The sequence below is a fragment of the Aquabacterium sp. genome (assembly GCF_049274795.1).
Lineage (GTDB): Bacteria > Pseudomonadota > Gammaproteobacteria > Burkholderiales > Burkholderiaceae_C > Aquabacterium.
Window position 1 is genome coordinate 1 of sequence record NZ_JBASTH010000039.1, and the last position, 11,857, is coordinate 11,857.

General features: G+C 63.8%; 14 protein-coding genes, 1 tRNA gene and 1 pseudogene. 12 read left to right on the forward strand and 4 right to left on the reverse strand.

Annotated elements, in window-relative coordinates; all coding sequences use genetic code 11:
* Nucleotides 1-177, forward strand: a pseudogene (locus WAQ08_RS06850) (IS701 family transposase); the annotation flags it as partial.
* Nucleotides 178-393: 216 nt separating this feature from the next.
* Nucleotides 394-2,532 (forward strand): excinuclease ABC subunit UvrB, encoded by a 2,139-nt coding sequence (gene uvrB / locus WAQ08_RS06855; protein WP_422190302.1) that lies wholly within the window; start codon nucleotides 394-396, stop codon nucleotides 2,530-2,532.
* Between the two features lie 21 nt (nucleotides 2,533-2,553).
* On the opposite strand, the gene WAQ08_RS06860 is transcribed toward uvrB, so the two are convergent.
* Together WAQ08_RS06860 and WAQ08_RS06865 are read right to left on the reverse strand one after the other, a co-directional pair.
* Nucleotides 2,554-3,045, reverse strand: a complete 492-nt coding sequence (locus WAQ08_RS06860) for a hypothetical protein (protein ID WP_422190304.1) — start codon at nucleotides 3,043-3,045, stop codon at nucleotides 2,554-2,556.
* A 4-nt stretch (nucleotides 3,046-3,049) separates the two neighbouring features.
* Entirely contained in the window at nucleotides 3,050-3,808 is a 759-nt protein-coding gene (locus WAQ08_RS06865; protein ID WP_422190306.1) for an N-acetylmuramidase family protein, read from the reverse strand.
* 118 nt (nucleotides 3,809-3,926) lie between these two features.
* Here WAQ08_RS06865 and WAQ08_RS06870 point away from each other — a divergent pair, with 118 nt between their 5' ends.
* The 10 genes from WAQ08_RS06870 to WAQ08_RS06915 all read left to right on the forward strand — a co-directional run bounded on the left by WAQ08_RS06870 (nucleotide 3,927) and on the right by WAQ08_RS06915 (nucleotide 11,188).
* Nucleotides 3,927-4,439, forward strand: a complete 513-nt coding sequence (locus WAQ08_RS06870; protein WP_422190308.1) for a low molecular weight protein-tyrosine-phosphatase — start codon at nucleotides 3,927-3,929, stop codon at nucleotides 4,437-4,439.
* A 238-nt stretch (nucleotides 4,440-4,677) separates the two neighbouring features.
* Entirely contained in the window at nucleotides 4,678-5,211 is a 534-nt protein-coding gene (iscR, locus tag WAQ08_RS06875) for a Fe-S cluster assembly transcriptional regulator IscR (RefSeq protein WP_422190310.1), read from the forward strand.
* A gap of 125 nt (nucleotides 5,212-5,336) precedes the next feature.
* Nucleotides 5,337-6,557, forward strand: a complete 1,221-nt coding sequence (locus tag WAQ08_RS06880) for an IscS subfamily cysteine desulfurase (RefSeq protein WP_422190312.1) — start codon at nucleotides 5,337-5,339, stop codon at nucleotides 6,555-6,557.
* Nucleotides 6,558-6,602: 45 nt separating this feature from the next.
* Complete coding sequence (iscU, locus tag WAQ08_RS06885; protein ID WP_422190314.1) at nucleotides 6,603-6,989, forward strand: Fe-S cluster assembly scaffold IscU; 387 nt, start codon at nucleotides 6,603-6,605, stop codon at nucleotides 6,987-6,989.
* 58 nt (nucleotides 6,990-7,047) lie between these two features.
* A complete protein-coding gene (iscA, locus tag WAQ08_RS06890; protein WP_422190329.1) occupies nucleotides 7,048-7,392 on the forward strand; it encodes an iron-sulfur cluster assembly protein IscA in 345 nt (114 codons plus the stop codon).
* Nucleotides 7,393-7,484: 92 nt separating this feature from the next.
* A complete protein-coding gene (gene hscB, locus WAQ08_RS06895; protein WP_422190317.1) occupies nucleotides 7,485-8,009 on the forward strand; it encodes a Fe-S protein assembly co-chaperone HscB in 525 nt (174 codons plus the stop codon).
* 23 nt (nucleotides 8,010-8,032) lie between these two features.
* Nucleotides 8,033-9,901 carry a Fe-S protein assembly chaperone HscA gene (gene hscA / locus WAQ08_RS06900; RefSeq protein ID WP_422190319.1) on the forward strand — a complete coding sequence of 623 codons (1,869 nt, stop codon included), beginning with the start codon at nucleotides 8,033-8,035 and terminating at the stop codon, nucleotides 9,899-9,901.
* A 14-nt stretch (nucleotides 9,902-9,915) separates the two neighbouring features.
* A complete protein-coding gene (fdx, locus tag WAQ08_RS06905; RefSeq protein ID WP_422190321.1) occupies nucleotides 9,916-10,254 on the forward strand; it encodes an ISC system 2Fe-2S type ferredoxin in 339 nt (112 codons plus the stop codon).
* 87 nt (nucleotides 10,255-10,341) lie between these two features.
* A complete protein-coding gene (dnaQ, locus tag WAQ08_RS06910; RefSeq protein ID WP_422190323.1) occupies nucleotides 10,342-11,064 on the forward strand; it encodes a DNA polymerase III subunit epsilon in 723 nt (240 codons plus the stop codon).
* Between the two features lie 49 nt (nucleotides 11,065-11,113).
* A tRNA-Val gene (locus tag WAQ08_RS06915) sits at nucleotides 11,114-11,188 on the forward strand.
* A 159-nt stretch (nucleotides 11,189-11,347) separates the two neighbouring features.
* Here WAQ08_RS06915 and WAQ08_RS06920 read toward each other — a convergent pair.
* Together WAQ08_RS06920 and WAQ08_RS06925 are read right to left on the reverse strand one after the other, a co-directional pair.
* Nucleotides 11,348-11,602: a DUF2845 domain-containing protein gene (locus WAQ08_RS06920; RefSeq protein WP_422190325.1), complete on the reverse strand. Its 255-nt coding sequence runs from the start codon at nucleotides 11,600-11,602 to the stop codon at nucleotides 11,348-11,350.
* 37 nt (nucleotides 11,603-11,639) lie between these two features.
* A partial coding sequence (locus WAQ08_RS06925; RefSeq protein WP_422190327.1) for a transposase occupies nucleotides 11,640-11,857 on the reverse strand: 218 nt, incomplete at its 5' end.

An 11,857-nucleotide genomic window follows, 5' to 3' on the forward strand; every position in this document is an offset into this window, starting at 1 on the left:
GGATTCCATCACCACGCCAGTCTGAGCATCGCGGCATACGGGTTCCTCATGGCTGAAAGACTGATTGCTGACAAACCAGTCGGCGGCAAAAAAAACTTCCTCGAACGCCAAGTGCCTGCCCTTCCCCATGATTACATCCCCCGTGGCAGTCCTGCGCGCGCAGAGGCACGGGGATAACTCAATGACAACTTTGCGCCATCGGCTCAGCTATGCGCTCATCGCTCGTCTGGGGCAGTGCCCTTGCTGCGGACGCACAAGCGTAAAACTACTTTTGTGACATAGTAATATTAACGGAGGGCGGCGGCGGTGCTTTCCGGCGCCCTCATGTCGAACGCTTTACAGTTGGAGGTTTGGTCTCTTGACCTTTCAACGCACGCCCCCAGATTGCCCTCCATGCCTGCATCGACCGAAGTGATCCCCGACGCGAATGCGTCCGGTGCGCCAGTGCCCCAGGGGCAGTTCGTCCAGTACCCGGACTCGCCCTTCGAGCTGTTTCAGCCCTACCCGCCGGCGGGCGACCAGCCCACCGCCATCGCCGGCTTGGTCGAGGGCATTCAGGATGGCCTGAGCTACCAGACCCTGCTGGGCGTGACCGGCTCGGGCAAGACCTTCACCATGGCCAACGTGATCGCCCAGATGGGGCGCCCGGCCATCGTGTTCGCGCCCAACAAGACACTGGCCGCTCAGCTCTACGCTGAGTTCCGCGAGTTCTTCCCGAACAACGCCGTCGAGTACTTCGTCAGCTACTACGACTACTACCAGCCCGAGGCCTACGTGCCTCAGCGTGATCTGTTCATCGAGAAGGACAGCGCCATCAACGAGGCCATCGAGCAGATGCGCCTGAGCGCCACCAAGAGCCTGCTCGAACGCCGCGACGTGGTCATCGTGGCCACGGTGTCGGCCATCTACGGCATCGGCAAGCCCGAGGACTACACGCAGATGCGCTTCATCGTGCGCAACGGCGACAAGATCAGCCAGCGCGACGCCATCGCGCAGCTGATCCGCATGCAGTACAAGCGCAACGATGCGGATTTCAGCCGGGGCACCTTCCGCGTGCGCGGCGACACCATCGACATCTTCCCAGCCGAGCACTCCGAACTGGCCTTGCGGGTGGAGCTGTTTGATGACGAGGTCGAGTCGCTGTCGCTGCTCGATCCGCTCACGGGCCGCATCCAGCAGAAGATCCCGCGCTTCGTGGTCTACCCCTCCAGCCACTACGTGACACCGCGCGAGCAGGTGCTGCGCGCCATCGACGGCATCAAGGCTGAGCTCAACGAGCGCGTCAAGCAATTGGTGGGCGATGGAAAGCTGGTCGAGGCTCAGCGCGTCGAGCAGCGCACCCGGTTCGATCTGGAGATGCTGCAGGAGATCGGCCACTGCAAGGGCATCGAAAACTACACGCGCCACCTGTCGGGCGCCCAGCCTGGTGATCCTCCGCCCACGCTGGTGGACTACATGCCGCCCGATTCGCTGATGTTCCTGGACGAGAGCCACGTGATGATCGGCCAGCTCGGCGCCATGTACAACGGCGACCGTTCGCGCAAGACCACGCTGGTGGAGTACGGCTTCCGCCTGCCCTCGGCGCTGGACAACCGTCCCCTCAAGTTCGAGGAGTTCGAGGGCAAGATGCGCCAGGTGGTGTTCGTGTCCGCCACGCCGGCTGCCTACGAGCAGCAGCATGCCGGCCAGGTGGTCGAGCAGGTGGTGCGCCCCACTGGCCTGATCGATCCTATCGTCGAGGTGCGCCCCGCCACGCATCAGGTCGATGACGTGCTGCAGGAGATCCGCATCCGCGTCGAGAAGAACGAGCGCGTGCTGATCACCACCTTGACCAAGCGCATGGCCGAGCAGCTCACCGACTACCTGACCGACAACGGCGTGAAGGTACGCTACCTGCACTCTGACATCGACACAGTGGAGCGCGTCGAGATCCTGCGCGACCTGCGCCTGGGCACCTTCGATGTGCTGGTCGGCATCAACCTGCTGCGCGAGGGGTTGGACATCCCTGAGGTCTCGCTGGTGGCGATCCTGGATGCCGACAAGGAAGGCTTCCTGCGCGCCGAGCGCAGCCTGATCCAGACCATTGGCCGCGCCGCGCGCAACCAGAATGGCCACGCCATCCTCTACGCCGACAAGATCACCGAGTCCATGCGCAAGGCCATGGCCGAGACCGAGCGTCGCCGTGCCAAGCAGATGGCGCACAACGAGGCCCACGGCATCGTGCCGCGCACCATCAACAAGAAGGTGAAGGAGCTGATCGATGGCGTGATGTCCAACGCCGCCAAGGACGACCTGCGTAACGCCGAGCAACTGGCCGCCTCAATCGCCGACGCGGGTGCGCTCAGCGAGAAGGACCTGGGCAAGCGCATCAAGCAGCTCGAGAAGGACATGCTCGAAGCCGCTCGCAACCTGGAGTTCGAGAAGGCCGCCCGCCTGCGCGACCAACTGGCCTTGCTCAAGGAACAGGCCTTTGGCGCCTCGGGAGGGGACCACATCGCCCCAGCGGTGGCCAAGGCAAAGCCGGCTCGCTGAACCGGCGCGGCTGAGCGGCCCTTACTGTGCTGGGCAGTGGCCGAGGTTCAGGGCGCTGTCCTCGTCACAAGGCAGCTTGTCCTTGAGTTTGCCCAACTGGCTTTGCGGCGCGCTGGTGCAGTGCAACTGCTTGGTGGCATTCACCTCCACCCCGGCGTCACGTTGCTTGCCCTCGGTGTAGTCGAACACAGCGTAGGTGGTGCCGTGGTTGTCGAAGCCGATCTGGATGCGGTCCACCTGCGACCTGCTGTAGTGGCCCCAACTGAAGGACGTGAACCCGTTTGTGGCCACCTTGGGGTATTGAAGCTCCACGCGTTGCGGTGTGCCGAAGCGGTACTGCAGTGTCTGGGGCGTGCCGCAAAGGCTCACCGTTTTGGCCTGGCCAATGCGGCATGAGAACCAGACGGTTTCATCGGGCTGGCACAGGGTTGGGGTGGGGGCGGCCTGAGCCGATGCGCTGCACACCATCAAGCCCAGCATCCATCCACAAGCGAGGTTTCGTTTGGCCGTCATCGAATCACTTGCGAGCAGGCTTGGCTTGCAGCGCTTCATAAGCTTCTCGCATCTTGGTGTCGTAGTCATTGTCTTTGTACTTGGGGCCGTTGTAGCCTCTGGCGAACTTGGCCCAATCCTTGGCCTGCAGGGCTTTCAGCATCCTGGGCTCATTGCTCAGAAGGCTCACGAAAGCCTTGAGGTGGTTGCTCTCCGAGACCATGTGTGCCGTCACGAACTGCTGGGCTGTCGTATAGCCGGCGCTGACGTGATTGGCACCCATGATCTGGAAGCGTCCCCATGAGGCCGACATCAGTGCCGCATCAGGCGCCAGCTTGTAGGCTTTTTCGAGCTTGCCGTATTGGGCGGAAAACTTGCCGTAGCCACCGGACGCAGAATTCGAGATGTCAGGGTTCTTCTTGCTGAACTTGCCCTGCGTCAGCCGGTGAAAGTAGTGCCGCTCATAGAGGATCGTCGGGCGCCCCTCCTTGTCGAAGGCGCTGCCCTTGGTTTCCACGTTGGCCACGGCCTTGATCGCGGCGACGTCGACCTTCAGTTGCTTGGCGGCGTCCTCGTAGGCCTCTTCGTCGATGCCCATCTGGGGCATGCGGCAGGAGTTGAACAGGGACTCCACGGCCGGCGCTGGCCGCAGCGTCAGGGTTGACGACTGCTTGAGCGTCAGGGTGTTGAAGGCGGGGGCGCCTGCACAGCCTGAGGGCGGTGGAATCCGAGGTCGTCCGCCCAGGCGCTGATCAGCGAGCAGAGCGATGACCGCTCGGTGCATACGGGGCCGGGAATCCTGAAATAATTTCTCATCTTGTGGGCGAAAACCGTGTTGGCCAATGCTGCACCGAAAGCCTATCAAAATTTACCGGCAACAGGGTATCTCGATGAGGTGGAACATGTCTCGGGGATCTTCTCGCCATGCGTTTCGGGTGTTGATGATTTGCATGGGCAACATCTGCAGATCCCCGACGGCCGAGGCCGTGCTGCGCCACCAGTTGCAGCGTGCGGGCCTGGACGGGCGGGTCGAGGTCGACTCGGCCGGCACCCATGGCTACCACGTCGGCAGCCCGCCCGATCCGCGCAGCCAGGAGCACGCCGCCCTGCGTGGCTATGACTTGTCCGCCCTGCGCGCCCGCCAGGTCAACGCGCTGGATTTCCGGGATTTCGACCTGCTCGTGGCCATGGACGGGGACAACCTGGCCCGTCTGCAGCACAACTGTCCTGATCCGGCTTTGCGCGATCGGCTGGTGCGTCTGCTGGATTTCCTGCCATCCCATTCAACGCACGCTGGAACGCATTCCGTGCCCGATCCCTACTACGGCGGGTCCGATGGGTTCGGTCATGTGCTCGACCTGGTCGAATCAGCCTGTGAAGGCCTGATCGACCACCTGCGCGGCCGGCTGGCTTGAGGCGTGGGCCCGAACCCAATCACATTTTTCTGAACGATAGTTGAGCGCTATCAAATACCTGGGAACACCTAAGGGAACTCCCGCGTCTAAAGTTGACCAAAAAAATGGGTTTCCCTATAATTGAGTCATTCAGTCGGGAATAGAGCTGCCCTCCCGATCCGGCGATCCCGGATCGGTCACATTCAGGTAAACCCTTAAGCTGTACAGGGCCTCTCGCACCCCCGACAAGGAGAGCAACATGCGCTTGACCACCAAAGGCCGTTTCGCCGTTACCGCCATGATCGACCTCGCCCTGCGCGAGCACACCGGTCCCGTCGCCTTGGCTGCCATCAGCCAGCGGCAGCAGATTTCGCTGTCCTACCTGGAGCAGCTGTTCGGCAAGCTGCGTCGCCATGAGCTCGTCGAGAGCACCCGTGGCCCGGGCGGCGGCTATTCCCTGGGCCGCAAGGCCGAAGACATCACCGTGGCCGACATCATCGTCGCGGTTGACGAGCCCATCGACGCCACCGGTTGCGGCGGCAAAGAGAACTGCATGGGCGATGACGGTGGCCGTTGCATGACCCACGATCTGTGGGCCAGCCTCAACAACAAGATGATCGAGTACCTCGATTCGATCAGCCTGCGCAAGCTGGTGGAAGACCAGCTCGCCAAGGGCATCTCCATCGAAGCCCAGCCGATCAAGCGTGCCATTTCCACCCAGCCGGTGGTCAAGCCCATCAAGGTGACGGCCCCCAACTCGGTGTTCGCCCTGGGTTCCGTCCTCACCAAGTAAGGGGTTGTATCCCCCACGGTGAGGGCTTAGCCCCGATAATTGAAGGTTTTGTGAATCGCCGGTGCCTTTCCCTCTCGTCTGGCCGATGAGAGGGCACCGAGCCAGAAGTTAGCAGTCCCCCCATCATGGACATGACCCCGCATTTCCCCATCTACATGGACTACGGCGCCACCACCCCGGTGGACCCTCGCGTCGTCGATGCCATGATCCCCTGGCTGCGTGAGCACTTCGGCAACCCCGCCTCCCGCACACACGCCTACGGATGGGAAGCAGAAGAGGCCGTTGAAAAGGCGCGTGCCCAGGTGGCCGAGCTGATCGGCGCCGACCCGCGCGAGATCGTCTGGACATCGGGCGCCACCGAATCGAACAATCTGGCCATCAAGGGCGCGGCGCAGTTCTACAAGACCCGCGGCAAGCACCTGATCACGGTCAAGACCGAGCACAAGGCCGTGCTGGACACCATGCGCGAACTGGAGCGCCAGGGCTTCGAGGTCACCTACCTCGATGTCAAGGAAGACGGCCTGCTCGATCTGGACGCCTTCAAGGCCGCCATCCGCCCGGACACCATCCTGGCCTCGGTCATGTTCGTGAACAACGAGATCGGCGTGGTGCAGGACATCACCGCCCTGGGCAAGCTGTGCCGTGAAAAGGGCGTGATCTTCCATGTCGACGCGGCCCAGGCCACCGGCAAGGTCGCCATCGACATGGCCACGCTGCCGGTCGACCTGCTGAGCCTGGCCTCGCACAAGACCTACGGCCCCAAGGGCATCGGCGCGCTGTACGTGCGCCGCAAGCCTCGCGTGCGCCTGGAAGCCCAGATGCACGGTGGCGGCCACGAGCGCGGCATGCGCTCGGGCACGCTGCCCACGCACCAGATCGTCGGCATGGGCGAGGCTTTCCGCATCGCCAAGGAAGAAATGGCCGAAGAACTGCCCCGCATCCAGGCCCTGCAACAGCGCCTGTACAAGGGGCTGCAGGACATCGAGCAGATCTTCGTCAATGGCGATCTGACTCAGCGCGTGCCGCACAACCTGAACATCTCCTTCAACTTCGTTGAGGGCGAGTCGCTGATCATGGGCATCAAGGGCATCGCGGTGTCCTCGGGCTCGGCCTGTACCTCGGCCAGCCTGGAGCCCAGCTACGTGCTGCGCGCCCTGGGCCGCAGCGACGAGCTGGCGCACAGCTCGCTGCGCATGACCATCGGCCGGTTCACGACGGAAGAAGAAGTCGATTACGTGATCACCACGCTGAAGGAGCGCGTCGCCAAGCTGCGCGAGCTTTCGCCCCTGTGGGACATGTACAAAGACGGCATCGACCTCAGCACTATTCAGTGGGCCGCGCACTGACATCGCGTCAACGCGCTACGCTTACCTCGTTCTTGGAGTTTCATCATGGCATACAGCGACAAGGTCATTGACCACTACGAAAACCCCCGCAACGTCGGCTCCTTCGAAAAGGGTGACGAGTCCGTGGGCACCGGCATGGTGGGCGCGCCCGCCTGCGGCGACGTGATGAAACTGCAGATCAAGGTCGACCCCAGCACCGGCGTGATCGAAGATGCCCGCTTCAAGACCTACGGCTGCGGCTCGGCCATCGCGTCCAGCTCGCTGGTCACCGAATGGGTGCGCGGCAAGACGCTTGATGAGGCCCTGAGCATCAAGAACACGCAGATCGCCGAAGAACTGGCCCTGCCGCCGGTCAAGATCCACTGCTCCATCCTGGCGGAAGACGCGATCAAGGCCGCCGTGAACGACTACAAGGCCAAGAATGTCGCCTGACCAAGCCCAAGTTGGCGGGTCCTGCACGAGCGGGCCCGGCACGGTGCCGCTGCCTGAGTTGCCCGAAGGGCATCAAGGGCGTCCCGTCACGCTGACGGATTCGGCCGCTCGCCACGTCACCCGCTTCCTGGCCCGCCGCGGCAAGGGCGTGGGCGTGCGCCTGGGCGTCAAGACCACCGGCTGCTCGGGCCTGGCCTACAAGATCGAGTTCGCCGACGAGATCGCCGCTGAAGACGTGGTCTTCGAAGACCACGGCGTGAAGGTGCTGGTCGATCCGAAGAGCCTGCCCTACATCGACGGCACCGAACTCGACTTCGTGCGCGAAGGGCTGAACGAGGGCTTCCGCTTCAACAACCCCAACGAGCGTGATCGTTGCGGTTGCGGGGAATCCTTCCGCATCTGAACGCGTGATCTGACGCGTCCCGACCGGTGTCTTGAATGCCGGTACCGCACGAAGCCCCGCCCCTGGTGGGGTTTCGCATTTCTTGAGCCGACATGAACCTCGACGCCGACGACTTCACCCTGCTGGGTCTGCCCAAGGCTTTCGCGCTGGACCGCGCCAAGCTGGACGCGGCCTGGAAGGCCTTGCAGGCCCATGTGCACCCGGATCGCTTCGCGGCCGAAGGTGCCGCCGCTCAGCGCGTGGCCATGCAGTGGGCCGTGCGTGTGAACGAGGCCCACCAGCGCCTGAAGGATCCGCTCAAGCGCGCCGCCTACCTGTGCCAACTGGCTGGTGTGCCCGTGAACGCCGAGAGCAACACCGCGATGCCGGGCGATTTCCTGATGCAGCAGATGACCTGGCGCGAGGCGCTGGACGAGGTCGGCAATGCCTTGGAGGCCCAGGCCCTGCTGGATGAAGTCTCTGCCGAGCGGCGCGAGCGGCTTGAGCGTGTTACCCGCCTGCTGGATGTCGATGGCAACGCCGCCCAGGCCGCGCAGGAAGTGCGCGCGCTGATGTTCATCGACCGCCTGAGCGACGAGATCGACAGCCGGCTCGAGCGCTACGAAGACCAACTCTGATTTCTTTCTGAAGCCACCACCCCATGGCCCTGCTGCAGATCTCCGAACCCGGACAGACCCCCGACCCGCACCAGCGGCGCATCGCGGTGGGCATCGACCTGGGCACCACCCACTCGCTGGTGGCCGCCGTGCGCCACGGTTCCGCCGAATGCCTGCCCGATGAGCAGGGCAGGGTGATCCTGCCCTCGGCCGTGCGCTACCTGCTGGACGACCGTGGCAGTACCCGCCGCCAGATCGGCTTTGAGGCCCTGTCGGCCCAGGCCGAGGACCCGGTCAATACCGTGGTGTCGGTCAAGCGCTTCATGGGCCGCCGCCTGGCCGACCTGCCCGACGCCGGCAAGCTGCCCTACGACTTCGACGACCAGCCCGGCATGGTGGCCGTGCACACCGTGGCCGGCGCGAAATCGCCGGTCGAGGTGTCGGCCGAGATCCTGGCCAGCCTGCGCCAGCGCGCCGAAGACACCTTCAACGACGACCTGTTCGGCGCCGTGATCACGGTGCCCGCCTACTTCGACGACGCCCAGCGCCAGGCCACCAAGGACGCGGCTCAGATGGCCGGCCTGAACGTGCTGCGCCTGCTCAACGAGCCCACGGCTGCGGCTATCGCTTACGGCCTGGACAACGGCGCTGAGGGCCTGTACGCCATCTACGACTTGGGCGGTGGCACCTTCGACATCTCGCTGCTGCGCCTGAGCCAGGGCGTGTTCGAGGTGGTGGCCACGGGTGGTGATTCGGCCCTGGGTGGTGATGACATCGACCACGCATTGGCCGATGCCGCGCTGGCCGATGCGCGCATGCAGGCCATCACGCCGCAGGACAAGCGCGCCGTGCTGGTGGCCGCCCGCCGCGTGAAAGAGAAGCTCTCCACCGACGGCAGCGCGCACCTGTCGTGCGCCTTGTCGGGCGGCATGCTGTCCGTCAGCATCGCCCGCGAGCGCTTGAACGAACTGGCCAGGCCGCTGATCGACAAGTCGCTGGCCTCGGTGCGCCGCGTGCTGCGTGATGCCAAGATCAAGGCCGACGAGGTACAGGGCGTGGTGATGGTGGGCGGCTCGACCCGCATGCCCGCCGTGCGCGACGCCGTGGGCGCCTTCTTCGGCAAGACCCCGCTGACCGACCTGAACCCCGACGAAGTGGTGGCCCTGGGCGCCGCCATCCAGGCCAACCAACTGGCCGGCAACAACGCGCAGGGCGAACTGCTGCTGCTCGATGTGCTGCCACTGTCGCTGGGCCTGGAGACCATGGGGGGCCTAGTCGAACGCATCATCCCGCGCAACACGCCCATCCCCTGCGCGCTGGCGCAAGATTTCACTACCTTCAAGGATGGCCAGACCGCCCTGGCCGTGCACGTGGTGCAGGGCGAGCGCGAACAGGTCGAGCACTGTCGCTCGCTGGCGCGCTTCGAGCTGCGTGGCATCCCGCCGATGGTGGCGGGCGCTGCGCGCATCAGGGTGGCCTTCCAGGTCGATGCTGATGGCCTGCTGAGCGTGTCTGCGCGCGAGCAGTTGTCGGGTGTCGAAGCCTCCGTCGTGATCAAGCCCAGCTATGGCCTGAGCGACGACCAGGTGGCCCACATGCTGCGCGAAGGGTTCACCACCGCCGCGTCCGACATGAAGGACCGCGCCCTGCGCGAAGCCCGCGTCGAGGCCGAACGCCTGCTGGAAGCCACGCGCACCGCGCTGGCCGCCGATGGCGACCTGCTCACGCCCGAACAACGCGCCGAGATCGACCAGTTGATGGCCGAGATCGGACAGCGCTGCGACCGTGGCGAACTGGAGGTGCTGGAAGCCGCCACCAAGGCCCTGGCCAACGGCACCGAGGCCTTCGCGGCCGAGCGCATGAACCGCGGCATCCGCCAGGCGCTGGCCGGCCGCCAGATCGACCAGATCTAAGCAATCAAGTCCCCATGCCCATCATCAAGATCCTGCCGCATAGCGCGCTCTGCCCCCAGGGCGCCGAGATCACGGCCGCACCTGGCACCTCCATCTGCGAGGCCCTGCTCGAGAACAACATCGAGATCGAGCACGCCTGCGACATGAGCGCGGCCTGCACCACCTGCCACGTGATCGTGCGCCAGGGTTTCAACAGCCTCAACGAGATCGAGGACACGGAAGAGGACCTGCTCGACCGCGCCTGGGGCCTGGAGCCCAATTCGCGCCTGAGCTGCCAGGCCTTCGTGGCGGGCCAAGACCTGACGGTGGAAATCCCGAAATACACGATCAACCACGCGCGCGAGAATCACTGACCCCCTAGCTCACTGCGTTCGCGTCCCCCCGAGGGGGAGCGGCAGGCTTGGGGTGGCCCGGCGCCTGCCACTGACCCGCATCGAACCATGTCCAGACAGATCTTCCTCGACACAGAAACCACCGGCCTGAGCCCGGAGTCCGGCGACCGCATCATCGAAATCGGTTGTGTGGAGATGGTCAACCGCCGCCTGACCGGCCGACACCTTCACTTCTACATCAACCCCCAGCGCAAGAGCCACGAAGACGCGGTCAAGATCCACGGCCTGACCGACGAGTTCCTGGCCGACAAGCCCGTGTTCGCGGCGCTGGCCGACGAAATCCTGGAGTACTGCCGCGGTGCCGAGATCATCATCCACAACGCGAGCTTCGACATCGGCTTCCTCAATGCCGAGCTGAAGCGCCTGGACAAGGGCGTGTTTACCGACCACGTGGCCGGCGTGATCGACTCGCTGGTGATGGCGCGGGAGATGTTCCCGGGCAAGTCCAACTCGCTGGATGCGCTGTGCCGCCGGCTGGAGGTGGACAACTCGCATCGCACGCTGCACGGCGCCTTGATGGACGCCGAACTGCTGTCCATCGTCTACATCAACATGACGCGCGGCCAGGACGCGCTTCTGATCGATGCGGTGGAAGAGGGCAAGGACACGCAGGCCACGACCGAAATCGTCGCCATCGATTTCAGCACCTTCGACCTGCCCGTGATCACACCTTCGGAAGACGAAGCCACGGCCTTCGAAGCCGTGCTGGCCGACCTCGACAAGGCCAGTGGCGGCAAAACTTTGTGGAAGACGCTGGAAACTGTGGTATAGTCATGATCTTCGCTGATCACGACAGATCAGTGAAACCCGAACAAGTTTCGGGCGGTTAGCTCAGCGGTAGAGCACTGCCTTCACACGGCAGGGGTCGCAGGTTCGAACCCTGCACCGCCCACCAAGCACAAGCCTTGCAAGTGAAAACTTGCAAGGCTTTTTGCTTGGTGGCTTGGGCCTTGCCTCCGTATCAGCGCACTCGCGCGCCGTACTTGATGGCCTTGAGCATGCCCTGTTCGAATTGCAGCGTCGTCATGAACTGGCCGACACCAGGGTTGTAGGCCTATTCATCCACCGTGTCGCACCCGTTGTTGACGATGACCGTGGTGCCCCGGTTCGATGACGATGTGGCTGCAGGCGCCACGGCCTGCTGTTCCTTCCTGCAGAAGGAGTCCTTCATCACGGGCTCGCCGCATTTGCTCAAGGCCGTGGATTTGCTGTCACCCAGCTTGACGAGATCCTGCTTGCAACGGAACGAGCGGGTGTCTCCGAAGGTGCTGGCCGATGCCAGAGAGAAGGCAAGGGCGACAAGGCACAAGCGTGCAGGCTTTATGGGGTGATCCTTGATTTGGAATCTATCCGTAAATTATATTTACGCGTAGTGGTACTTTGCGGAACGCAATGATGGCAGCAGCCAGATGGTTGAGCGCAAGGAAACTGCGTTCGAGCTTCTCGTATCGCACGAGGAGTTTGCGGAACCGATTGAACCAACTATGGCAAACCTCGACAACCCAGCGGCGCGCCTTCTTCTTCGGATCACGTCGCTTGTTGTCGGCCTCTTTGCGCCGATCAA